Below are 22,715 nucleotides of genomic sequence, written 5' to 3'. Positions count from 1 at the left end.
GGCAGGACGACGGCCGATCTAAGAGGCCGTCTCCGAGGCATTGGGGGACGGAGCGCCCGGCGGCAGGTACTGGCGGTAGGGTTCCAATGTGCCGTCGAAGACCGGGACCAGCAGTTCGGTACTCTCGGAGCCGACCGTGACGGTGACCGGCACGCGCGAGCCCGGGGGTTCGGCGACAGTCGAGAGCTGGTGGGGGTTCGTGTCGAAGCCGTAGTCGGTGCCGCCGTCGACTGTCACCGTCACTTCACTGTTGGCATCCTTGATGGTGACCCCGGTGGGCTCGTCGGCCGTGTTGGAGAGCGTGCCCAGCAGGCGGCCCGGCTGACCTTCGGCCGCGGCGACGATCAGCAGGCTCCGCACCTGCATGGGTCCAATGTCCGCATTGACCCCGTTGGCTACCGGATCTGTTTCTTCCACGTCCGTTTCTGCGCAGCTTGAGAGCGTGAAGGCCATGGCGAGAGCGGCCAGCACGGCGATCAGATGCCGCAGGGCGGTGCCTGGTTTTCTCATGACGGGGGTCCTAACGCTGGTCGTCCAACAGGTACGTATATGCCCAACATAAGCACACTGATCAATCCGGACAACGGAATTGACCGGATCGTAACCGGCCTGGCGCGGACGCAGAACGGGGAGATAACGCCGCGTGTTCCCTGGTTCCGGTTCCGTCACGTCCGTTGACCGCTCTTCGGGAGAGTTTCTACGGTGAAACAGCTGAAACAACTGCACACCGAAGGAGCAGGGCCATGTCGATTCATCATTCCAAGAGTGAACACGTCGGGAGCTGGATGGTTCGCCTGGGGCTTCCTGGCGCCGTCGTTTTCGCGTCACTTGGCCTGGCCGGCTGCTCAACGTCAGGACCCGAGAGCGGGGTCGACGTTGAGGACGTCCAGGAGGCTGCCGACGATCCCTTGGGCGCCGAGGCGCCGCGCTCGGCGCCGCCGTTGGTGCCCGGCCGCCCCTATGAGGGACTGTATGACCAGAAGTTCGTTGACGAGCTGGACTCGCTCGAAGGCCAGACCGTCACGGTCTCGGCCGACGTGAACGAGATGGTGGCGCCGGAGGCCTTCACCATCGCCGGGACCGAGGATACGGCGGTTGAGCCGCTGCTGGTGATTTACGACGGCGATCTGGCCGACCTTGAGCCAGGCGAACCTGTGCAGGTCAAAGGCGTGGTCCACACGGTGCTGGACCTGCCGTACGTCGAAGACGATCTCGGCGCGGACCTCGACGACCCCCTCTACGCCGCATGGGACCAGGAACCGTACATCATGGCAGTCAATGTGGATATGAGCCCCTGAGACTGACAGCAGCCCCGGCTGGGGCAGAATGAGGGCATGAAGAGGCGCAGCGAACGCATCCGGGACGCCCTGCGGACCCAGCTTTGGCCGGTGCCGGCGGTCGCCGTCGTTCTCTCGGTGGGACTTGGCGTTTTCCTTCCCCGCCTCGATTCAGCTGTCGACGACGACCTGCCGCCGACAGTGACGGCTCTGCTGTTCGGCGGCGGGCCTGAGGCCGCGCGTTCGGTGCTGGAGGCCATTTCCGGGTCCCTGATCACGGTTACCTCGCTGACCTTTTCCCTCACAGTGGTCACGCTGCAGCTGGCCAGCAGCCAGTTCTCCCCGCGGCTGCTCCGTACGTTCACGCGGGACAGGTTTGTGCACGTGACGCTTGCTTTGTTCCTGGCCACGTTCGTCTTCGCGCTGACCGTGCTGCGGAGTGTGCGGACCCAGCAGGACGAGGACGGGCCGTTCGTCCCGGAAATCTCCGTCACGGTTTCATTTGTGCTGTCGCTGGCCAGCGTGATGGGCCTCGTCCTGTTCCTGGCGCACCTGACGCGCGAAATCCGGGTAGAAACGATGATGCGCAACGTGCACGAGGAAACCAAAGTCACCATTGACCGGATCTTTCCCGCCGGCGCCCCGCCCCAACCGCAGGAGCCCGAACCGGGTCCGGGCAGCATTCCCATCGTCTCCGCCCGCTCGGGATTCCTGACCAGCATCGACGAAGAAGCGCTGCTGGAGGCGGCGCGGGAGACCGGGACTGTGGTGCGGATCGACCGGGATCCGGGCAGCTCGCTGATCCAAGGCGTGCCCTTTGCCCGCGCTTGGAAGAGCGGTTCCGGCGGCGCACCTGGTGCCGAGGAAGCCGCTGAGCTGGAGAAGCTGGTGAACGAGGCGGTGGCCACCGGCTTCGAGCGCACCAATGTGCAGGATGTGGCGTTCGGCTTCCGTCAGCTGGTGGACGTGGCGGCACGCGCGCTGTCGCCGGGGATCAATGACCCGACCACGGCGATCCATGTGCTGGGCCACCTGTCCAGCCTGCTGTGCACCCTGGTGGACCGGAATCCGGGACCGCGCATGATGACTGACGACGACGACGGCGGCCGTGGCAAAGGCGACGGCCACAACAACGACGACGGCGGCCGGGTCCGCGTGGTGCTTGCGCTGCCGGATCTCGAGGAGCTGCTGGACCTGGCCGTCAGCCAACCGCGCCTGTACGGCGCCAAGGACCCGATGGTGGCCGCGCGGCTGATCGAGCTGCTGCGGGAAGTAGCCTGGTGCGACAAAGACCGGCGCTACCGTGACGCCCTCGCACTGCAGTTGGACCAGTTGCGCAGCGCTGTCGAAGCGGCCTCGTTGGAGGACGCCGAGCGCAACCGCCTTATGCAGGCGGCGAACGAAACTGCCGCGCTGCTCGCAGACTGAGCGTCCCGTCCTCGTTCTCGGATTGTAATTCACAGTGGTTGCTTACTCGAAGCAAACGGTCAGGGTTGCACCTTACAGTTAAAACCATGCGCATTCACAAAACTCCTTTGCTGGACAGCTCGACGAAGCTGGGCAAACTGGCCCTCTTCTTCGGGGTGAGCGTGCTGTGCGGCGTCCTGGCGGCCGGGCTCCTGGTCCCGTCCGTCGCCGTGGCCGCCGCGGGAGCCAACACTTCGGTGGACATTTTCGATCAGCTGCCAAGCGATCTCGAGACCAGTCCCATGGATGAGCCTTCCACCATCTATTCTGCGGACGGCGAGCTCATTGCCACCTTCTATGCGGAGAACCGGGTGCCCGTGACGCTGGACGAGGTGTCGCAGCACATGCAGGATGCCATCATCTCCATCGAGGACACGCGGTACTACGAGCACAACGGCGTGGACCTGCAGGGCATCATGCGCGCCGCGGCCAGCAACCTCGCCGGCGGCAGCCTGCAGGGAGCGTCCACACTGACCATGCAGTACGTGAACAACGTGCTGATCGACAACGGCGTGGAAGCGGGAAAGAGTGTCGATGAGCTGACCATCAGCGGCACCAAGAACATCACGGACAAACTGCGGGAGGCCAAGCTGGCTATCGCCGTCGAACGGGAGTACTCGAAAGAGGAAATCCTGCAGGGCTACCTGAACATTGTGCTGTTCAGCGGCCAGACCTACGGTGTGGAGGCCGCCGCGCAGACCTACTTCGGGATTCCGGCCGCCGAGCTGAACATCGCGCAGTCCGCCATGCTCGCCGGCATGGTGCAGTCGCCGAACTACTTCAACCCGGTCACCAATCCGGAGGCCACCAAGGAGCGCCGGGACACGGTGCTGGGGGCGATGCTGCGCAACGGGAAGATCACCCAGAAAGAGTACGACGACGCCGTCGCCTCGGATCTGGAGATTGACCTGCAAACGGTGCAGTCGGGCTGCGTGGGGGCCGAGTCCGCCGCCTACTTCTGCAACTACGTGGAAAATCTGGTGATGCAGTCCGACGCCTTCGGCGAAGATGCCGCAGAGCGCGCCAAGCTGCTGGCCCGCGGCGGCCTCAAGATCCAGACCACGCTGGATTCGCGTCTGCAGGAGGAAGCTCAGGAGCAGATCGAGGAGCAGGTGCCCGTGGGCGACGCGTCCGGCGCCGGCTCGGCCATGGTCTCGGTTGAACCGGGTACAGGGAAGATCCTCGCGATGGCGCAGAACACCAACTACACGCCCGAAGCAGGCGAGGGCAACACCGAGCTGAACTTCAACGTGGACCCGGATATGGGCGGAACGCCGTACGGCTTTCAGCCGGGCTCGACCGTGAAGCCGTTCACCACCGTTGCCTGGCTCGAGGCCGGGAACGCGTTGAGCGACGTGGTGGACGCCAGCCGCACCTACTATCCCGGCGGGTACAACTGGACGGCCAGCTGCCTGCCGGCTACCGCGTACTTCAGCGAGTGGGATTTCAAGAACGCGCTGCCCGGCTACGACCGTCCGATGACCGTGAGCGAGGGGCTGACCTCGTCGGTCAACTCGGCGACCGCGGCCCAGGCAGCCATGCTGGACCTGTGCGAAATCCGTGATGTGTATACCAAGCTGGGCGTCCACCGCGCGGTGGACGGTGAGCCGATGGTCGTGAACAATCCGTCCTTCGTGATCGGCGGGCAGGAAGTTTCCCCGCTGACCATGGCCGCCGCGTTCGCCACCTTCGCCAGCGGGGGAGAGTACTGCGAACCGATCGCCCTGACCGAGGTCACTGACTCTGAAGGCAAGAGCTACGAGATCCCGGAACCGGCGTGCGAGCAGGTTCTGGCACCGGGTGTCGCGGCAGCCATAAGTAGGCCGCTGCAGGACCTGGTGCAGGAGATGCCGGGCAACATCACGCCCATCGGGGTGCCGGCCGCAGCGAAGACCGGCACCACCGACCTCTCCGAGCAGACCTGGACCGTTGGCTACACCAAGGGCATTTCCACCGCGTCCTGGGTGGGCAACTGGACGTCCTACTCGTCGCTGAACTACGTCCCGATCAACGGCGTGGTCCGCGATTATGTGGACGGTTCCACCATCGCCGGGGCGCAGTGGACCGAGTACATGCGCGAAGTGGCTCCGCTCTACGAGACCGGGGACTTCGGCGAGATTCCCTTCAGCATGCGCTAATCATCCACCAGTTCCAGCTCCGCGGTGGCCGTCACCTGCTCGCAGGCACCCACGGTGCAGGTGGCCAGGAAGATGCGGGCGACGGCGGTTCCTTCGGTGAACGCGAAGAAGCCGCCGGACGCCAGCACGGACACCTCGACGCTTTGCTCTGCGCCGGTGCAGTCGACCGGAGCGGCGAATCCGTTGCCGGTGGCGACACGGTCATCATCGATGGCTTGGGCGATTTCGGCGAAGACGTTCGCATTCTGCCCGGTGTCGCACTCATAGGTGATGGACAAGGTGACAGCCGCGCCGTCACCGAGAAGTTCGCCCTCGTCGGGAGCGGTGATGGTGCCGGCTGCGCTCGCGGGTGCGGCGACGGAAAAGGCGGTCAGGAGTGCGGCGGCTCCGGCCGCAGCCAAAGCGCGTGACAGGGTTTTCATGATGGGGAAGTCCGATGCGACAAAAGAGCGGGAATTTGGGGAGGTCGCCTAAGAAGGCATGGTTCCGCTGAGCCGGAGCGCAGTGTGCCACTTGTTCCGCCATTTTATCCGTCCGTTCCGCCCCCGGCGAGGGGGAGGAAAAGTCCTTGTCAGCAGCACATAGCCTCCTCCCTGATGCTATGCACTTGCACACTGACGGAGTGCCACTGCCTCCCATAGTCTGTGACCAAGACCGCAATCCTCAACCGGAAGACCGGTCCGCACTCCGTCCGGGAGTGCAGGTCCAGGGCCTCGACCGACCTCTTGCCCTGAAGTCCTGGAACCGAACGGTGCCGCGGCAGCAAACCCTGCCGTGGCACCGCATCTGACCCTCCCGGCTGCAGGATGAGAAGCCGCATTAAGGACTGGCAATGACCCACACTGTTCTGGAAGACAAACCGACCGAGATCACCCTCGATTCAACCGACGGCATTGCCGCAGACGCGTTTCCGGACGCCTGCGGTTTCGGCTCCGGCCGCTGCCCCTACTGCGAAGGTCCGGAAACGGACTGAACTTAGGCAGAGTATCCGCGTTTTTATTTCCCAGCAGGCTCGCGACATTACCCCGATCCACTATGAGTTATATCTGGTGCCTACCAATCACGGCGTTTTAGGTATTTCTCAGCAGGCAATCCTTCCTCTACGGTAGATCGATGTGACTTGCGCCGCAGTAGCCGGCGCTCCATCTTTCTTGAGCTCCTACTGTCCTAGCGACAGATTTCAAGGGGCTTCCCCCAAGGAGCGAAGTATGACCACAGTAAGAGAACATGATGCGGTAGAGGCGCCAGTCTCGCCGCCCGCCGCAAAGGTTACGAAGATCAAGTGGCCGATTGTTGTGGCCGGCCTGATTCTGGCCGTGGCAGCATTCTTCCTGTTACCGGACAACCTGTCTGTGCAGGCCCGCGGTGTTGCCGCAATCGGAATTCTGATGGCCGCTTGGTGGATGACTGAAGCCGTTCCGCTGGAAGTCACGTCGCTGTTGCCGCTGGTCTTGTTTCCGATTACAGGAGTTGCAGACATCGGAGCGGCGGCTGCTCCTTATGCGAACAACGTCATCTACCTGGTTCTGGGTGGTGTGATCCTGGGGCTCGCGACCCAACGATGGAACCTGCATCGCCGTGTGGCCCTGCTGATCATTCTGGCGGTGGGTACGAGACCGAGCCAGATTGTCTTCGGTTTGATGCTCGCCAGTGCCATGATCACGATGTGGGTGAGCAATACCGCCACAGCCGTCATCATGGTTCCCATTGGCGGCGCCATCCTGGCATTGATCAACTCTCTGGAAAATTCCAAAGTGACGCCCAAGCTTGCGGCCTCCATGCTGTTAGGCATTGCGTATGCAGTGACGATTGGTTCCATGGGAACCTTGATTGGCCAGCCTCCCATGGCTCTGATGAAGGCATACCTGGCTGATAATTACGAGATCACCGTCGGTTTCGGCCAATGGATGCTGGTCGGCGTGCCTTTTGCGGCATTCATGCTGGCCACGGCGTGGCTTGTGCTGACCAAGATCGTTTTCCGGTCCGAGGTCGACGAAATTCCCGGCGGCAAGGAAATCATGCGTGAGGAACTGCGCAAACTGGGCGGGCTGACCAGCCAGGAGAAGCGCGTCATCGCCATCTTTGCCGGGGCTGCTTTCTGCTGGATCTTCCTGCCGTTCATCGCCAAAGTCCCGGCGATTGCTGACGTGGTTCCTTTTGCGGCGAACTTCAATGACACCTCCATCGCTGTTCTCGCCGCTCTGCTCGTCTTTGTGGTTCCTGGCGATAAGCCCAAGAACGGCCCCTTGCTCGAGTGGTCCGCGACGAAGGAAGTTCCCTGGGGCCTACTGCTGCTCTTCGGTGGTGGATTGTCCCTGTCCGCACAAGTAACAGCCACGGGACTGAGCGAATGGATCGGTAACAGTGTGTCGGGCTTGGCGGACGTACCGCCCATCATCTTGATTCTGATCATCGTCATTATCCTGCTGGCGATCACGGAGATGACCAGCAACACGGCAACCGCCGCGGCCTTCATGCCGATCATGGCCTCCGTGGGCGTCGGAGTGGGTATTGACCCGCTGGTTATGGCCATCACGGTCACCCTCGCAGTTTCCGGCGCTTACATGCTTCCAGTTGGTACGCCATCCAACGCTGTGGCTTTCGCCGCCGGCGGTGTTTCGATCAAGAGCATGGTTCGGGGCGGCATCTGGCTGAATATCGTCAGCATCGTCATGATTCCGGTCGTCCTGATGACTCTCGTGCCATTCGTGTTCGGCGTGGGCCTTTAACAACTCCCGCTGAATGAAGCCGACGGCGGCGCTTCCCGCATAAGGGAGGCGCCGCCGTCGGTGTTTGCGTCAAAGCTCGGGAACGCACTCGCCTTGGCCGAGGAGGGCAAGGCCGGCACGGTCCCCGTCGGCGAGTTGTGTTCGGGAGTTGCCGCCCGCGTACATCAGCTGGCCCGGATCATCCACATGGTCCAGCCCGAGGACATGGCCCAGTTCATGCACGACAACAGACCGCGCACCTTCCCAGCCGCCGGGGTACTGCAGCACCTCGCGCATCTGCGGGCCGTCCAGCTCCACCTGCCCGGTGACATAAACCATCGTTTCGCCCTCGAGGCCGACCGGGGAGCTGCCGCCCAGGCCGATGGTGTCGCCGTCCAGATCCGGATTGTCCGCGGGCGTTGACCAGGCTATGAGTACCGGCGCCCAGCGCTCACCGTAGCGGTCCGGTTGGTACTTCGGCCGGCGGGCCTGAGGCGCTTCGGTGGTTTCGCCGTCGTTAATGAACTGCAGTCCGGAAGCCTTGGAGACAATGCCGACGGCCTCCTCGATCATTTCCGCTCCGCCTGCCGGCGCGCCCTCCGCGCGGACAACATAGTGGATCGGCCGGCAGGGGTCGAAGGCGACGAAGGGCTGGTCCAGCCCATCGAATTCGAGGAACCGGTACTGGTCCGAGCCGGTGGCGGCCGGCGGCGTGCCCAGCGGCGCATCCGCAGCTTCAACGCCCGACGGCGGCATCTCGGCTGCCGCTAAAAACCCCGGTAGGGCGTTGAGCACCCGGCTCCCCATGGTCGGGGCAAGCAGCAGGGCGCCGACGACAGTGATGGACACTGCGGTGGTCAGCCAGAGAGGGTACCGGCGGTTCCGGTGGAGGCCACCCTGGTTCCTGCGGCGTCGGGCGCGGCGTTGATTGCGCCGGGAAACCGGGGAAGCAGCGGGAACCGGGGGAGTCCCCCAGCCCGCCGGTGCCTGACCGAGGGCCTCGTCCAGCGCCCATTGCGGGATGCGACCGGACGCGGAACGGCGCAGGGTCTCCGGTGTACCGGTGATCCTGCGGCTGACGTTTTCGGCGGGCGGAGGGTACGGTCCATCCCCACAGCTTTGCGGCATTTGTTTCCCCCAACTGCCTGATTCACCCCAGCCTAGCCCGGGGCCAGGACATTTCCGCGGCCGGCAGCTACCGGCCCAGCAGCAACCAAAGGGCCCCTACACACGCGGCGACGGCGAATGCTGCCGTAATTGTCCGGACCTGCCGCAGCCGGGGGCCCGTCCGCAGGTCCCGTCGCATCGGCAGCGGGGCGCCGGAGGGTACCTTGACCAGCGGGACGGCGGCCATCATTGCCGTGGGCGGAACGGGATCGGCGGTACCGAGGCGGATGTCGCGGCGGCGCGGATAAGCCAAGGTGTTTGTCGCGTAGCTCATGAACCTGTCTTTCAGCCGGCGACCGGCATAGGTTGCAGTGGTCAGGTGAAAAGTTACTTGGGTCACCTTGGAAATACCTTGCAGCCCCTGACAAGCCACAACACTTCCGGGCGCCAGTGAGGCGCGCGAGCGTGACCAAACCGTAACCCAAGCACGTGGTGAATCGGTTACTCTTATTCGGCGCCGCGTGTCTCGGATTGGGGCGGTGCACCAAGTCTCGCTACCTGGAGTTACCTGTGAACATAGTTCATTCGCGCCGGCCTTCCTGCGGCCCCTTATATAAACGATTGACCTCGCGGAAGGCCTGGCAGCGCGCTGTCTCCGGCGCCACCGCCCTGACCATTAGCGTTGCCGGAGTGCTCATCATGCAGCCGGCAGCCGCGGCCGAATCCCTCCCCGCTCCGGCCGTCACGGTGACGGAACCAACCGAAACCCAGGCGCCGCCGTCGTCGGTTGACACCGGCTTGGCCGAACCACAAACGCTGCCGGACGTGCTCGAGTCCGCGGAACCGGTGGAAGACGCCGCACCGGCGGAAAAACCCGCCGCCGATCCCGCCGATGAGCCGTCAGGTGCGCCGGCCATTGAAGCGCCGGAGGTCCTCGAGCCGGGCCAAACCGTCACCGAACCCGCCGAAGATACGGGCACGTCGGCGTCGGATACCCCCGTCGAGGTGGACGTGGACAAGCTGACCCAGGCGCAGAAGTTGGCCCTGCTGGAAGAGCTGCAGGGCGAACACGGCGCCGAGATGGGCAAGGGCCTGGAGATGCGTCAGGAGCGCGAAGCCGAACTCAAGCAGGAAGACGCGCAGGAGGAACTCGCCGAAACGCTCGACGTCCTCGAGATCGAGCGGACGGCGGCCGTCACCATCGCCGCGGCCACCAACCGCAGCCACTGGCGGCCAAAGGGAGTCCAGGGCATGGACGTCTCCGGCTGGCAGCCGAGCGTGAACTGGCAGACCGAGTGGAACCTCGGCGCCCGCTTCGCCTATGTGAAGGCCACCGAGGCGACCAGCTACAAGAACCCCAGTTTCGGCAGCCAGTACGCCGGCTCCTACAACGTGGGCATGATCCGCGGTGCGTACCACTTCGCGATTCCAAACGTCACCAGCGGCAAGGTCCAGGCGGATTACTTCGTCAACAACGGCGGCGGCTGGTCCGCCGACGGCAGGACGCTGCCGCCACTGCTGGACATCGAGTTCAACCCGTACCCCGAGCTGGGCAACACCTGCTACAACATGAGCCCCTCGCAGCTGGTCAACTGGGTACGCGACTTCTCCAACCAGATCAAGGCCCGGACCGGCCGCGTGCCGGCCATCTACACCAACGGCAGCTGGTGGAACCAGTGCCTGGGCTACAGCAGCGCCTTCAAGGACCACCCGCTGCACGTCGCGCACTTTTCTACCGGCAACGTCACCTACCCGTGGCTGCCCGCCGGCTGGACCCGCTACGACATCTGGCAGTACAGCGAATCCGGTCCCTTCCTCGGCGACTCCAACGTTTGGCGCGGCACGCAGGCGGAGCTCGTCGCTTTCGCCAAGTACCCCAACGGCGTGAGCGCGCCGGCGCCCGCCGTGGCGCCGGCGCCGGCCGGTGACTACACGGTCACCAGCGCGGTCCCCGGCGACCTGAACCGGGACGGCAAGACCGACATGGTCTCGCGCCGCACCGACGGCAGCCTCTGGTACTACCCTGGTAACGGGGCAGGCGGCTACGGCACGGCCGTGAAGATCGGCGGCGGCTGGCACATCTACAACAAGCTGATCGGCGCAGGAAATTACGACGGCGATGCTTACCCTGACCTGCTGGCCCGCCACCGGGACGGCTCGCTCTGGCTCTACAAGGGCACCGGCGCCGTCGGCGCCAAGGCCTTCATGCCCAGAGTCCAGGTCGGCTCGAGCGGCTGGAACCAGTTCACCGAGGTCATCGCCGCCGGCGATCTGAACGGGGACCGCCGGGCGGACGTGCTGGCCACGCGCCCGGACGGGACCGTGTGGTTCTACCCGGGCCTGGGCACCGGGAAGACCGGCTCCCGGGTCCAAGTGGCCTCGGGCTGGCAGTACACCAAGCTTGCTGCGCCGGGCGACTATTCCGGCGACGGCAAGGCCGACGTCCTCGCGGTCAAGTCCGACGGCACGCTATGGCTGTACCGGGGGACCGGCCGGAAAGCGGCTCTGAATGCCTCGTTCGGCGTGCCGCAGAAGGTCGGCTCCAGCGGCTGGCAGAAGTTCAGCCAGGTCCTCGGCGCGGGCGACAACAACGGCGACAGGAAGCCGGACCTGCTGGGCATCTACCCCGACAAGTCGCTGCGTTTCTACGCCGGCACCCAGATGCAGGACACGTCCGGCATGCTGCCGCGCGTGGCCGCCGGAACGGGCTGGAACGCCTACAACCTGGTGGCAACGCCGGGCGATTTCAACGGCGACGGCAGGGCCGACCTGGTGGCCAGCAAGTCCAACGGCACCTTGTGGTTCGCCGCCGGCAACGGCAGGGGCGGGCACGCCGCAGCGGTACGCATCGGCACCGGCTGGCAGATCTACACCGCACTGGTCGGCGTGGGCGACTTCAACCGGGACGGCGCCAACGACCTGCTGGCCCGCGAGTCAGACGGCTCGCTGTGGCTCTACAAGGGCACAGGCCGGGTCAACTCCATCAGCGAAGGCTACATGCCCCGGATTCGCATCGGCGCCAGCGGCTGGAACCAGTTCAACTCGCTGCTGGGCGCCGGCGACGTGAACCGGGACGGCAAGAAGGACCTGATCGGCGTGCGCCCGGACGGAACGGCGTGGCTCTATCCGGGAACCGGGACGGGCAAGGTTTCCGCGCGCAGCCGGATCGCCACCGGCTGGAACAAATACGACCACCTCACCGCCGTCGGCGATTACGACGACGGCGGGACCGGCGACCTGACGGCCCGCAAGCCTGACGGCACACTGTGGCTGCTGGCCGGACGCACAGCGGCCTCCTCGGGCGGTTGGTTCGCGGCGGAACGCAAGATCGGCAACAGCGGCTGGTCCCAGTACAACCGTATCCTCGGGCCCGGAGACGCCGGCACGGACAACAAGCCGGATCTGCTGGCCACCCGGCCGACGGGCGCCCTGTACTACTACGCCGGCACGCGCTTCACGAACAACGGCGTGAAGCCAGGGGTGCTCAAGGGCACGCTGTAAGAGTCCCTCGCAGGATTCGGCAGCAGCCAGCGGCAACACCAGGCGGCGGTTCCGGGCATTGGGCCCGGGGCCGCCGCTTTGTGCTGCCGGAATCCTTGACCGCACCGCCCGGCAGGCGGATGCTGAACTTCACTAGTGCCCCGTCCGGGGTGCGGAAGTTCAATGGAGGAGCTTTGCTGTGCAGACCCTGGACCGGGACGAGCTCACCACCTATATCGACGCTGCGCCCGAGGCCGTGTACGCCATCGTCGCGGACGTCACCAGGACACCTGAATACAGCCCGGAGGTGGCCGAATGCGTCTGGCTTGACGGCGCTTCAGGGGCCGAGGTCGGTGCGAGGTTCAAGGCCCGCAACACCGTCGGCCGGGCCAGTTGGCACAATAAGCCGGTGATCACCACGGCGGAGCCGGGCCGGGAGTTCGCGTTCGCCCGGACCGAACCGTTCGCCGGGACCCTGGTCTGGCGCTACCGGTTCGAGCCGGAAGGATCAGGAACCCGGGTGACCGAATTCTACGAAGTGGTGCGTCCGATCACGCGGATCGGCTGGTGGATCATCGAGTCCGGCAGCAAGGAAAACAAGAACCGGCGGGCGGTCATGCACGCAGGCATGGCCCAAAGCCTCCAGCGGCTCAAGGCACTGGTCGAAGGCCAGCCGCGCTGACCGGACGATGAATACGCAGGGCGGGGACCGGGAACCGAACCACCTGATTTCAGACCTGCGCTGGTACCGCCGGATAGAGGCAACTGCCCTGCTCTGGCTGCAGCGGTCGTTCTTTTTCCTCACCACTGCGCTGGCAGGATGGGCTGTTTACGAACTGCTGCTTGAGGAAATTGACGACGGCGGGCGCCGGTTTTGGCTGTTCCTGCCCATCTGGGTGCTGGCGGCTTACGTGCTGTTGCCACGACTGAACCGGTTACTGACGAGGATCTACGTGCCCAGCTATTTCATCGGCCGGACACGCACCGCGGACGGCTTGCTCGGTGATCCGGTGAACCTAGCGGTCATCGGCACTGCCACGCAGCTACGGACCGCCATGCTGTCCGCCGGGTGGCCGGAAGCGGATCCGCTGACCTGGCGAACGGGCTGGCATATTGTCCGGGCCTCCCTGTTGCGGCGCAGCTATCCCGCTGCACCCGTCAGCCCGTTGTTTGTTTTCGGGCACAAGCAAACGCTGGTGTTTGAACGGGAGGTAGCAGGCAGCCCGGCGGAACGCCACCATGTCCGGTTCTGGAACTGTCCGCCGGGATGGCGGCTGCCCGGCGGCTTCAAGGTTGATCTGGTGGGCGCAGCCACATTCGACCGCCGGGTGGGGCTGTCCCTGTTCACCTTCCAGATCACCCATAAGATCGCAGAGAACACGGACAACGAGCGGGATCTGATTACGTCCGCGCTGCAATCAGCCGGTGCCGCCGTCCACACAGTCAGGCACTTCTCCACCGGGTACCACAGCAGGAACGGCGGAGGAGATGCCATCGAAACGGACGGCGACCTGCCCATCATCACCTTGACTGGCTAAGGTTTCCTGGACCTCGTCGGCGACGACAACCAGCTCCTGCTCGAATTCGACCACAGTGCCGACGGCGCTGAGCGGCCAGACGAATCTGTCGAAAGAACGGTGCAGGCGCACAGCCGCCTCCCAGCATGTATGGAGCGCGCCCGAAGTTTGACCGCCTAGGGTGATGACCGGCCACTGCCGGACGATTACCCGCGTGGAAGGTGAGCTTCCGCTGCCAAGGCGAGCGGCCGACGTCGTTGTTGGAAGGACCCTATCGTTTTGCGTTCAGCGTTCAGGACACTGGCTGCCGTGTTGCTGTTTGGACTGGCCCTCGCGGGATGTTCTTCCATTCCGGAAATGGGGCCGGTGGATAAGGTCGAACCGCCGACCGAAGGGGCTCCGGTCGGGGAGTACACGTTCAATCCGCCGGGACCCGAACCTGGTGCCGGACCGGAGCAGGTCATCGAAGGCTTCCTGCTGGCGGGTACCGCGACCCAGGATGATTACGGTACGGCCCGGCAATTCCTCGCCCCGAAGCTCGCGGGCGCATGGTGGCCCACCGAGCGGACGCTGGTCTACGACGGCGGGGTGAAGATCACCAAGGCGGCCGGGGAGAACGCTTATGTCCTGAACTTCGAGGTTGCCTCCGTCATCGACGCAAGCGGCATCAGGGTAATCGCGGATCCCGGCACCACGCGTTCCGTGCCCGTGCAGCTCGAACAGGTGGACGGCCAGTGGCGCATTTCCGGTATTCCGCACGGGACGATGGTCTCCGCCTCGGACTTCCCCTCGCTGTTCGAGGGGTATACCGCGTATTTCTTCGACCCCACCTACAGCTATGCGGTACCCGACATCCGGTGGCTAGCCAGCCGCCAGGGAGTCGCGGCGAGCCTGGCAACGTTGATGCTCGAAGGTCCCGCGCCGTACTTAGCCGAGGCCGTGGTGAGCGCCTTCCCCGAAGGCACCCGGCTCGCGCAACAAGCGGTGCCGGTCGAATCGGGTGTGGCCGGCGTGGACCTGACGTCTGATGCCCTTGACGGCACGACCTTCCTGGACCGGCAGCGGATGCAGCAGCAACTGGAACTGACCCTTGGTCCGCTGAACACGGTGAGCAGCATCAGGATGTCGGTGGGCCAGCGTGATGTTGAAATCGGCGACCGGGCCGCGTCCGGATTCGAACCGGCGGTGAAGGATCCGGCGGTCGGCAGCAGGCAGATTGCCGTGCGCGACGGCGAGCTGGTCTTCTATGAAGGATCGGCTGTCGTGCCGGAGACGCAGCTGCCGGAGGTTGCGCAGCTGCATCCGCGCGAACCGGCGCTGGCTCCCTACGGGGACGAAGCAGCCTTCCTCGGCGACGGTGGACTGTTCACAATCGGTGCGGACGGAACAGTAAAGAACGTGGTTGCCAGCACGGAACTGACCGGTCCGAGCATCGGGCCGTTCGGCTGGGTCTGGACCGCCTCCGGTCACGGCGGCACGGTGTCGGCGGTTCCGCTGGACCGGAGCGGCGGGCCTGCGGTGCCTGTTGCTGCGGAGTGGCTGGCAGGTGCGGAAGTGACGGACTTGAGGATTTCGCGCGACGGAACCCGTGCCCTGCTGATCACGCAGGAGGGCGGGGACAGCAAGGTACTGGTGGCGGGCATCGTCCGGGACGGGGACGGAGCCCCGCTCCGGCTGGGCGAGGCTAACGAACTGCGTTCCCCCGTCGCCGCCGACAGCGCAGCCTGGGCAGACGAGACTACCGTAGCGGTCCTGGACTCCGGCGGAAGCGAGACAGCCATGCTCCGGCTCGACGGCAGCTCCGAGGAACTGGGGGAGCTGGACGGCATGGCAGAAATCAGTGCAGGGAACGGGCCGGACGACATCTTCCTCCAGACCTCCGATGCGGTCTACTCGCGCGTGGGACACAGCTGGGCGGCGCAGCCACCCCCGGTGGTCCTGGATCCGGCCTTCCCCGGCTAAGCGGGAGCGGCCAGCGTCAGGGCCAGGGGCAGCTGCCCACGCTCAAGGGCGCCGGAATCACGGCCTTTCGCGGTCCAGGTTCTTCGGACCTCTGATCAGGCCGAGACCGATCAGCAGCGCGCCGAGCACCAGATGGAACCAGTTGTCCCCTTCGCCCGCGGGCACCCACAAGGTAGACCCGTACCTGACATTGATGAGTCCGTAGGCCGCGCAAGCGACATTGAACAACCCCAGCCCGATCAGGGTGGCTTTAGCAGCACCGGCGCTGCGCTGGGCAGAAGCAAAAATGCCGGCAGCGAACAGCAGCAGCAGAACATTGTGCGTAATGGTGACCGGCACCAGCCCGAAGAGGAGGGCATCGGTGCCGATACCTGTTACCTCCAGCTGGCCGTACTCGGTGGTAATGCCCGGGATGAAGCCAAGGATTCCCAAGAGGCCCAGGACTATCGCGACGATCCGCGCGGTTTTCTGCACCGGCGTTGCGTGGGCCCGCCGCTCGTCCGGACGCGGTTTGTTGATGTTGACCATTTCCTTCTCCCCTCGGATGGCGACCGGCAAGGCCGTGCTTCTGTCTGTTGACCAGCCCCACTATCCGTTGTTTACCCGGCCGGTTCCGACTTCACCTGTCATGGTGCCTCCTCGTCGGCACGTCAGTATCGGGCGGGTTCGGCAGCATGTTGTGGCGGATTCCTCCATCCCGGGCCGGCCGTCTTTTAATGCCCTGTTTTTTCACGTTACGGACGGCGCAGAGCGGCTGCAACGCATGTTATCCACCTGTGACTCCATCCGCCGCGCAGGCTTCCGATGCATCGTTTCCCGGGCGGAATCGTGATCGTCCGCTGATTTTCGGCACGACAATGCGCTGGAGCGGTCGGAGAACCGCTCCAGCGCAAGGGCAAGGCTATGAGCGTTGCGGTGCCGGAAGCCCGTGATCGGGCGGGCTCGCTACTACTTGTGTGAGTAGGTCAGACAGTCCGCGTTGTCCGCGCCGGGGCCGACGTGGACTTCGGATGCGTTGCAGAGCAGATGGTCGTTGTGGACGCACTCCGCCCGCTGGCAGGCACCCACTTGGGCGAGGACCTTGGGCAAGCCGCCATGCTTTCCGATGTCTACAAAGGTTGCACACTCGGCGTGGTCCTCGCCCCCGCCAACGGTAATGGCAACCGCGGTACAGCCTTCATGATCATTGAACCCGCAGCGGGTCACGCTGCAGTCGGCAACACTGGTGGTAACAGTCACGACAGAACCTCCATGTCAGGTCGTCCGGGACGGACGACACCTCTTTCCACGGTAAGCCCGGATGGAGCTGAATAATTAGTGCTGATTTAATGCCCTATTTCCCGCTGCCCGAACAAACTGGAGGAATTAGGGCCCGATTACTGGCGGTTTCGTAATGCGGCACATGATTTTGCCTCAGCTATGGACGCTTCTTCCTCCGAGGTCCATACTGTGATTCCAAAGGGGTTTATAACGATATGGTGAAGCGCTTGGGGCAGGTGGCCGCATATCGATTTTGGGGATATTGGGATCGAACCTGCTTCGGAGGAAATCATGGGGAGTCTGCATCCAGCAGCACGCCGTTTGCTAGCCATTGTGGCTGCATCAGCAACCGCTACGGCCGGAATGGCTTTTCTCGGATCGCCGGCACTGGCCGAGACCGAAGACGACTACATCGTCGTGCTAAAGGACTCCGCTGCCGATGTAGAGGACATCGCGGCGGACCATCAGGAGGAATTCGACGTCGACGAAACCTCGACGTACAGCGAGGCCATCTCCGGCTACGCCGCGAGCATGACCGCGACCAACGCCGAGCAACTGGGCAATGATCCGGCGGTGGCGTATGTCGCCCTGGACCGGCAATTCACCTTGGCAGCGCAGAAGACGCCGGTCAGCGTGACGCGCACCGGGGCCGATCAGTCCAGCGCCAAAGCCGGTGACGGAGCGGGTTCCGTCGACGTGAACATTGCCGTCATCGACACCGGCGTGGATGCTACGCATCCGGACCTCAACGTCCGCGGCGGCGTCGACTGCAGCAGCGGCTCCGCGGTAAACGTACCGGCGCCCGTGGACGTGATGGGCCACGGAACGTCGGTGGCCGGTGTGGCGGCGGCCCGCGACAATGATCTTGGCGTGGTGGGCATGGCTCCCGGCGCACCGATCTGGTCCGTGCGGGTGCTGAGCGACGCCGGGACAATCTCGGAGTCCAGCCTGATCTGTGCGTATGACTGGGTGACCGGGACGCGGACCGATAACAATGCGGACAACGACATCGCGGTCGCCAACGTGAGCATCGCCGGACCCGGGACCGACGACGGCGCCTGCGGCAGCCAGAGCGGGGACCCCATGCATGCGGCGATCTGCCGTTCGGTGGAAGCCGGCGTGACTTACGTGGTGGCGGCCGGCAATGGCGCGACCGATGTGGCCGGCGTGGTTCCTGCCGCCTACGACGAGGTGCTGACCGCGACGGCGATCGGCGACTTCGACGGAAGGCCCGGCGGAGAGGCATCGCCGGTGTGCCTGGGCCAGGACGTGAGTGCCTACGCCAACGACGACAGGCCCGCGAGCTTCTCCAACTTCGCCACACAGGGCGACGACCAGGAGCACACCGTCGCGGGACCGGGCGTCTGCGTTGAAACGACAGCCCGCGGCGGTGGAACAGCCTCCCCTCACGGCACCAGCTTCGCCTCGCCTGCAGTGGCCGGAACCGTGGCGCTTTGCCTGAACCAGGGCACCTGCACCGGATCCGTGGCGGATGTGGTGGACAGCTTTGTGGAGGCGACCGAGCAGTACAACAACGACAACTCGGACCACGGCTACGAGGGGGATCCCCAGCGGCCGGGCTCGATCTACTACGGCCACCTCATCCGCGGTTCGCTGTTCTAACCTAGTCCGGCTTTGACGGAGGGCGCCGGCGCCGGGCAGGAGGGAGTGCCGGAGCGCCACGAGGGATTGCGGGAACGGCATCGGAGGCTCTTCGGCTCCGGTGCCTCGCTCGAGCGGCTCGTCTTTTTCAGCGACGCCGTCTTTGCCATTGCCATGACGCTGTTGGTCCTGGAGATCATCATTCCCGAAGGGCTGGACCAGGAGCATCTGGGCGCTGCCCTGCTGGCGGCGATGCTGGAGTTCTTTGCCTATGCCGTGAGCTTCGCCGTGATCAGCACTGCGTGGATGAACCACCACCGGAAATTCATTGTCATCCGGCGCTACGACGCCCGTCTGCAGTGGCTGAACCTGCTGCTGCTGTTCTTCATTGCGGTCCTGCCGATGCCTACCAGTTTCCTGAGCAACTATGGCGGGGAAATTTCGCCGTGGCCCGCAGTGCTCTACGCGAGCGTGACGGCGGCTGTCTTCGTGATGCTGAACCTGATCTGGATGCATGCGTGGCGGGCACAGTTGATGACCAAGGACGTGGACCGGGCCATGTACCGGTACGTGTTCTGGTCCATCCTGCCGGTGCCGCTGGTTTTCGTGCTGAGCATCCCGGTGGCGTTCTTCCACACGGATGCCGCCATGTATATGTGGCTGCTCATCATCCCCGCCGTGGTGATCACCCGGAGAATTGGCCGGAAAGGGGCTGAGTCCCCATAACCCGCCCCTTGCAAACGCAACCCGCCCCTTGAAAACGCGAGATCGTCCCTGCCGGTACAGACACCTCGTGGGAGGGACGATCTGGTGCGGCAGGGACGATGTCGCGAAAAAACCACGGCGGAGAGGGCAGAAGCTAGCCCGCCAGCGGGCTGAAGCTAGCCGCCAGCGACTGAAGCTAGCCCGCCATCAGCCGGAAACCGATCACCAGCGTGGCAATCCCGAGGATCATCGACGTGGTGATCAGCATAAACCGCGTGTTGAGGTAACTGGTCATATTGCCCTTGTCGTCCTTGGACCGCGGGTCCTTCCAGACTTGGAGCAGGAACGGCACCCAGGCGATGACGCTCCAGAAGCCGGCGAAGACCAGGATCCAGGCCAGGGCAGCAGGTACGTTCACAGTCGGTAAGCCCCTATGCCCGGCCGGCGATCCAGGCTTCGGCCTGCTCCGCCTGGATCCTCAGCGCCTTGCCCAGCATGGGCTCGGCCGCCGAAGCGATCTTGCCGCCGAGGAACGGGATGCCGGAGGAAACTTCGCCTTCTAGATCCACGCGGGTGGAACCGCCCTCGGAAACCAGCTTCTGCACGGCCGCCACGTCAACCGGCGCACCGGCGATCTTGACGCCGACGTTGACGGTACGGGAGCCATCGGCCTCCGGGGCCTGCCACTGCTCGGTCTGCGTCACGTTCAGGAACTCGCCCAGCATCTTGCGTGCAATGTCCGGGAGCCGGGTGGTGGGAATGTTCCGGACCACAGTCAGGGTGAAGGGACCATCGACGTCGCCCTCCTGCTCCACGGAGACCAGGCTGCCGCCGACCATCTCGCTGATGTGGCGGAGGAAGTCCGCGCTGACAAAGGTCTCGGTGACCTGGGCAACGGGGTGGGACAGGTTGGTGGAGGCGCTCAAGGCCATAGGTGGACTCCAAAGATCGGTCGGTTGGGATCAGAGTCCATCCTACTGTCTTGTACGGATGCGGCGCCCCCGCGTCAGCTCGACGGATCCGCCTCCACCGCGGCCTCCGCCAGATAGTCCGCGACCGCCGTCTCGTTGATCCGGAACGAGTGGCCGATGTGCACGGCTGGCATCTCGCCGGAATGCACCAGGCGGTACACGGTCATCTTGCTGACATTGAGCCGGGCTGCGACGTCCGAAACTGTCAGGAAGTTGCCGATGTCCAGATTCTGTTCACGTGACATTTTTCCTCCCCAGGAAAGGTAAAGCCACTGTAGGCCTCGGCCGTGGCGTGGGTGGCGGAAACACGCTGGTGTTGTCGTTTCGATACCGCGGGTGGCCCGCCGTTACCTGATCGCGTCACAGGGCGCCGGGCTTCCCCGGAGTGAAGAGCCAGGTGTCGAACAGCTCCGTCAGATCCTGCCCCGAGTATTGCTCGGCAAACTGGATGAACTGCTTCGTCGAGACGACCTTGCCGGCTTTCCCCGTGCTCCAGCTCTTGAGCAGGCCGAAGAACGTGTCATCGCCGAGCTCCTCGCGCAGTGCGTGCAGCACCATCGCGCCGCGGGCCTGCACGGAGGCGTCGAAGACCCGCTCCGCTCCCGGATCCGAAATGCGCAGGTCCCAGAAGGGATCGTCGGCCGTAATGCCGCCGTAGAATTCGAACGCATCCTGGGCCTTGCCGAGGTCCTGCTCCTCGTTCCACAGCCACTGCGCGTAGGTGGCGAAACCGTCCGCCAGCCAGGCATCCCGCCACGAGGCGAGCGACAGGCTGCCGCCGAACCACTGGTGCGCCAGCTCGTGCACCATCATCGAGTCGGCGCTGGCCGGATCATAGAACCAGTCTTCGGAGTAGGTCGGCCGGCTCTGGCTCTCCAAGGCGAAACCGAGACCGTCAATTCCACTAACGACGCCGCCAGCCGCCTCTGCGGGATAGTCACCGAAATTGTCGGCCAGGAAACCGATGATTTCGGGCTGGCGCGCCAGTCCCTTTTCCACCCTGGCGCCGATGGAGACCGGGGTGGAAACGCCGGCTTCCCAGTCATCTTCGTTACCGGGGCTGCCCTCCGGCGCACCGGGAATGGTCCAGCCCTCCAGGCGGTCGCGGTTGCGGTCGTTCTCAAACGACGTGGTGCCCTCGCCGGTGGAGACAATGATGTCCTCGATCAGCACGCCGTCGCGCTGGCCGTTGATGTCGCTGGCGTAGGTGATGGAGAGCTCCACGTCCGTGCCCCTGTAGGCGGACAGGTCGAACTCCCATTTCTCCCAGCCATCGCTGGTGCCGCTGGCAGCCCACCACTTGCCCGAGGTGCCTTCGGCCGTGCAGCCGCCCTCGCCGTCGTCGGTTTGGTAATGCTTGAGGAACGGGTGCACCTCGTGCCAGGCGGGGCAGGCCAGGCCGGTGTCGTCGGTGGCATGGCCGGTGGTGTCCTTGAGCGTGGTCCAGTCCTCGGCGCCGGCGGTGCGGGCCTCCACGAACGCGAAGTCCCAGCCCGGTTCCGTGTCGCGTTCGAGCCAGAAGGACAGCTCGGCGCCGTCGTTGGGAATGCTGATGGTGCGGCTGAGCCGTTTGTAGGAGGAGTCCGAGGTGTGGGACCAGGCCAGGCCGTTGCCGTTGCGCGGGGTGATGACGGATTTCAGTTCCGGATCCAGCGCGTCCCAGTAATCGACGCCGTCCTTGGCGTAGGAATCGATCTCGAACTCGCCTACACTCATCGAGGCCAGGTACGCCGGCAGTTGTTCCTTGGCTTCCCACGTCCACGTGGTCCGGCCGCTCTTGGACTTCTTGCCCTTCAGCGCGCCGTTGGCGAGGGCTTCCCAGCCGTCCGGCACGGAGATGTTGTAGGTGTAGGTGGCCTTGTCCCGCGGGTGGTTGTTGGACGGGAACCAGGTGGGCGCGGTCAGCGGGTGGCCGGTGACCGTGGCGCCGGTTGCGGTGTGGATGAAGCCGGCCAAGCCGGGCACCTTGATGGTCTTGGGCACGCCCGAGTACTTGACGACCACGGTGAACTTGTCGCCCTCGCGGATGTTTAGCGGTGACCGGACTTTCAACTCGCCGTCCTCCGGAACGGACCAGTAGGCAGAGAGACCGTTGACCTCGACGGAATCCACCGAGAGTCCACGCAGGTCCAGGTTGAAGGAGGAAAGATCCTGGGCGGCACGGGCGCTGATGGTGGCAACGCCGTCGAGCTTGTCCGTGGGCGGATGGTAGGACAGATCCAATTGGTAGTGCTTGACGTCGTAGCCGCCGTTACCGGCCTGCGGGAAGTACTTATCGCCCACGCTTGCCGCGCCGGGCTGGGATTCGAACAACCGTGGATCAGGGGCCGCAAGGGCGGCGGTTCCGGGCAGGACAGCCAGGCCCGCGGCCAACGATGCCGCAACGGCCACCGCGATACCGGTCCTGCGCCATACTGCCGGGCCGGTTGGTTCCGTGCCTGACCAGGATCTGTTGCTCATGCTGCCCCCTGAAACAGCGCAGTCGGTGTCTCTACCTTGCGCTGCTCCTGCAAGTGGTGTC

The 22,715-nt window shown here is 64.7% G+C and carries 21 protein-coding genes; 11 read left to right on the top strand and 10 right to left on the bottom strand.

All coding sequences use genetic code 11. The annotated features are described in order from the left end of the window. Positions 1–18: 18 nt before the first annotated feature. Positions 19–510 carry a hypothetical protein gene (locus tag AC5RWO_RS01310; protein ID WP_498728779.1) on the bottom strand — a complete coding sequence of 164 codons (492 nt, stop codon included), beginning with the start codon at positions 508–510 and terminating at the stop codon, positions 19–21. Positions 511–743: 233 nt separating this feature from the next. Here AC5RWO_RS01310 and AC5RWO_RS01305 point away from each other — a divergent pair, with 233 nt between their 5' ends. From AC5RWO_RS01305 to AC5RWO_RS01295, 3 genes are all read left to right on the top strand, one after another. Beyond that, positions 744–1,298 (top strand): hypothetical protein, encoded by a 555-nt coding sequence (locus tag AC5RWO_RS01305; protein ID WP_498728777.1) that lies wholly within the window; start codon positions 744–746, stop codon positions 1,296–1,298. Between the two features lie 36 nt (positions 1,299–1,334). After that, positions 1,335–2,705 carry a DUF2254 domain-containing protein gene (locus tag AC5RWO_RS01300; protein ID WP_498728775.1) on the top strand — a complete coding sequence of 457 codons (1,371 nt, stop codon included), beginning with the start codon at positions 1,335–1,337 and terminating at the stop codon, positions 2,703–2,705. Positions 2,706–2,791: 86 nt separating this feature from the next. After that, a complete protein-coding gene (locus tag AC5RWO_RS01295) occupies positions 2,792–4,882 on the top strand; it encodes a transglycosylase domain-containing protein (RefSeq protein WP_498728773.1) in 2,091 nt (696 codons plus the stop codon). Here AC5RWO_RS01295 and AC5RWO_RS01290 read toward each other — a convergent pair. Next, positions 4,879–5,304, bottom strand: a complete 426-nt coding sequence (locus AC5RWO_RS01290; RefSeq protein WP_498728772.1) for a hypothetical protein — start codon at positions 5,302–5,304, stop codon at positions 4,879–4,881. The two genes, AC5RWO_RS01295 and AC5RWO_RS01290, sit on opposite strands and share 4 nt — an antisense overlap. Before the next feature lie 410 nt (positions 5,305–5,714). On the opposite strand from AC5RWO_RS01290, the gene AC5RWO_RS01285 reads away from it, so the two are divergent. Further along, a complete protein-coding gene (locus AC5RWO_RS01285) occupies positions 5,715–5,855 on the top strand; it encodes a hypothetical protein (RefSeq protein WP_498728770.1) in 141 nt (46 codons plus the stop codon). Positions 5,856–6,177: 322 nt separating this feature from the next. After that, positions 6,178–7,611, top strand: coding sequence for an SLC13 family permease (locus AC5RWO_RS01280; RefSeq protein ID WP_498728769.1), 1,434 nt, complete (start codon positions 6,178–6,180; stop codon positions 7,609–7,611). Between the two features lie 69 nt (positions 7,612–7,680). Here the strand turns inward: AC5RWO_RS01280 and AC5RWO_RS01275 are convergent, their stop codons facing one another. Beyond that, positions 7,681–8,718: a matrixin family metalloprotease gene (locus tag AC5RWO_RS01275; protein ID WP_498728767.1), complete on the bottom strand. Its 1,038-nt coding sequence runs from the start codon at positions 8,716–8,718 to the stop codon at positions 7,681–7,683. A gap of 67 nt (positions 8,719–8,785) precedes the next feature. Further along, positions 8,786–9,031 (bottom strand): hypothetical protein, encoded by a 246-nt coding sequence (locus AC5RWO_RS01270; RefSeq protein WP_498728766.1) that lies wholly within the window; start codon positions 9,029–9,031, stop codon positions 8,786–8,788. A 236-nt stretch (positions 9,032–9,267) separates the two neighbouring features. On the opposite strand from AC5RWO_RS01270, the gene AC5RWO_RS01265 reads away from it, so the two are divergent. The 4 genes from AC5RWO_RS01265 to AC5RWO_RS01250 all read left to right on the top strand — a co-directional run bounded on the left by AC5RWO_RS01265 (position 9,268) and on the right by AC5RWO_RS01250 (position 15,656). Further along, positions 9,268–12,198, top strand: a complete 2,931-nt coding sequence (locus AC5RWO_RS01265) for a GH25 family lysozyme (RefSeq protein ID WP_498728764.1) — start codon at positions 9,268–9,270, stop codon at positions 12,196–12,198. A 178-nt stretch (positions 12,199–12,376) separates the two neighbouring features. Continuing rightward, positions 12,377–12,859 (top strand): SRPBCC family protein, encoded by a 483-nt coding sequence (locus AC5RWO_RS01260; protein ID WP_498728762.1) that lies wholly within the window; start codon positions 12,377–12,379, stop codon positions 12,857–12,859. Positions 12,860–12,866: 7 nt separating this feature from the next. Further along, positions 12,867–13,715, top strand: coding sequence for an LssY C-terminal domain-containing protein (locus AC5RWO_RS01255; protein ID WP_498728761.1), 849 nt, complete (start codon positions 12,867–12,869; stop codon positions 13,713–13,715). Between the two features lie 288 nt (positions 13,716–14,003). Further along, positions 14,004–15,656 carry an LpqB family beta-propeller domain-containing protein gene (locus tag AC5RWO_RS01250; protein ID WP_498728760.1) on the top strand — a complete coding sequence of 551 codons (1,653 nt, stop codon included), beginning with the start codon at positions 14,004–14,006 and terminating at the stop codon, positions 15,654–15,656. 57 nt (positions 15,657–15,713) lie between these two features. Here the strand turns inward: AC5RWO_RS01250 and AC5RWO_RS01245 are convergent, their stop codons facing one another. Both AC5RWO_RS01245 and AC5RWO_RS01240 read right to left on the bottom strand, forming a co-directional pair. Then, entirely contained in the window at positions 15,714–16,184 is a 471-nt protein-coding gene (locus tag AC5RWO_RS01245) for a DUF4383 domain-containing protein (RefSeq protein ID WP_498728759.1), read from the bottom strand. 420 nt (positions 16,185–16,604) lie between these two features. Next, a complete protein-coding gene (locus AC5RWO_RS01240; RefSeq protein ID WP_498728758.1) occupies positions 16,605–16,895 on the bottom strand; it encodes a DUF1540 domain-containing protein in 291 nt (96 codons plus the stop codon). Between the two features lie 384 nt (positions 16,896–17,279). Between AC5RWO_RS01240 and AC5RWO_RS01235 the strand changes: the two genes are divergently transcribed. Then, a complete protein-coding gene (locus tag AC5RWO_RS01235) occupies positions 17,280–18,539 on the top strand; it encodes a S8 family peptidase (protein WP_498728757.1) in 1,260 nt (419 codons plus the stop codon). A 45-nt stretch (positions 18,540–18,584) separates the two neighbouring features. Beyond that, on the top strand, positions 18,585–19,244 hold the full coding sequence (locus tag AC5RWO_RS01230; protein WP_498728756.1) for a TMEM175 family protein: 660 nt from the start codon (positions 18,585–18,587) through the stop codon (positions 19,242–19,244). Positions 19,245–19,419: 175 nt separating this feature from the next. Here AC5RWO_RS01230 and AC5RWO_RS01225 read toward each other — a convergent pair whose 3' ends face one another. The 4 genes from AC5RWO_RS01225 to AC5RWO_RS01210 form a co-directional block, all read right to left on the bottom strand. Next, positions 19,420–19,641, bottom strand: coding sequence for an SCO4848 family membrane protein (locus AC5RWO_RS01225; RefSeq protein WP_498728754.1), 222 nt, complete (start codon positions 19,639–19,641; stop codon positions 19,420–19,422). 13 nt (positions 19,642–19,654) lie between these two features. Next, positions 19,655–20,155, bottom strand: a complete 501-nt coding sequence (locus AC5RWO_RS01220) for a DUF2505 domain-containing protein (protein ID WP_498728753.1) — start codon at positions 20,153–20,155, stop codon at positions 19,655–19,657. Positions 20,156–20,229: 74 nt separating this feature from the next. Beyond that, a complete protein-coding gene (locus tag AC5RWO_RS01215; protein WP_498728751.1) occupies positions 20,230–20,439 on the bottom strand; it encodes a helix-turn-helix domain-containing protein in 210 nt (69 codons plus the stop codon). Between the two features lie 115 nt (positions 20,440–20,554). After that, on the bottom strand, positions 20,555–22,654 hold the full coding sequence (locus AC5RWO_RS01210; protein ID WP_498728750.1) for a M1 family aminopeptidase: 2,100 nt from the start codon (positions 22,652–22,654) through the stop codon (positions 20,555–20,557). Positions 22,655–22,715 lie beyond the last annotated feature (61 nt).

It is taken from the genome of Arthrobacter sp. B055-34 (assembly GCF_059090425.1).
The sequence above is the reverse complement of the archived record's forward strand: the minus strand, read 5'-3'. Positions and strand labels throughout refer to the sequence as shown.

Coding starts and splice junctions, on each gene's coding strand:
- AC5RWO_RS01310 (WP_498728779.1), bottom strand. CDS start 510: ATGAGAAAACCAGGCACCGCCCTGCGGCATCTGATCGCCGTGCTGGCC.
- AC5RWO_RS01305 (WP_498728777.1), top strand. CDS start 744: ATGTCGATTCATCATTCCAAGAGTGAACACGTCGGGAGCTGGATGGTT.
- AC5RWO_RS01300 (WP_498728775.1), top strand. CDS start 1,335: ATGAAGAGGCGCAGCGAACGCATCCGGGACGCCCTGCGGACCCAGCTT.
- AC5RWO_RS01295 (WP_498728773.1), top strand. CDS start 2,792: ATGCGCATTCACAAAACTCCTTTGCTGGACAGCTCGACGAAGCTGGGC.
- AC5RWO_RS01290 (WP_498728772.1), bottom strand. CDS start 5,304: ATGAAAACCCTGTCACGCGCTTTGGCTGCGGCCGGAGCCGCCGCACTC.
- AC5RWO_RS01285 (WP_498728770.1), top strand. CDS start 5,715: ATGACCCACACTGTTCTGGAAGACAAACCGACCGAGATCACCCTCGAT.
- AC5RWO_RS01275 (WP_498728767.1), bottom strand. CDS start 8,718: ATGCCGCAAAGCTGTGGGGATGGACCGTACCCTCCGCCCGCCGAAAAC.
- AC5RWO_RS01270 (WP_498728766.1), bottom strand. CDS start 9,031: ATGAGCTACGCGACAAACACCTTGGCTTATCCGCGCCGCCGCGACATC.
- AC5RWO_RS01255 (WP_498728761.1), top strand. CDS start 12,867: ATGAATACGCAGGGCGGGGACCGGGAACCGAACCACCTGATTTCAGAC.
- AC5RWO_RS01245 (WP_498728759.1), bottom strand. CDS start 16,184: ATGGTCAACATCAACAAACCGCGTCCGGACGAGCGGCGGGCCCACGCA.
- AC5RWO_RS01235 (WP_498728757.1), top strand. CDS start 17,280: ATGGCTTTTCTCGGATCGCCGGCACTGGCCGAGACCGAAGACGACTAC.
- AC5RWO_RS01220 (WP_498728753.1), bottom strand. CDS start 20,155: ATGGCCTTGAGCGCCTCCACCAACCTGTCCCACCCCGTTGCCCAGGTC.
- AC5RWO_RS01215 (WP_498728751.1), bottom strand. CDS start 20,439: ATGTCACGTGAACAGAATCTGGACATCGGCAACTTCCTGACAGTTTCG.
- AC5RWO_RS01210 (WP_498728750.1), bottom strand. CDS start 22,654: ATGAGCAACAGATCCTGGTCAGGCACGGAACCAACCGGCCCGGCAGTA.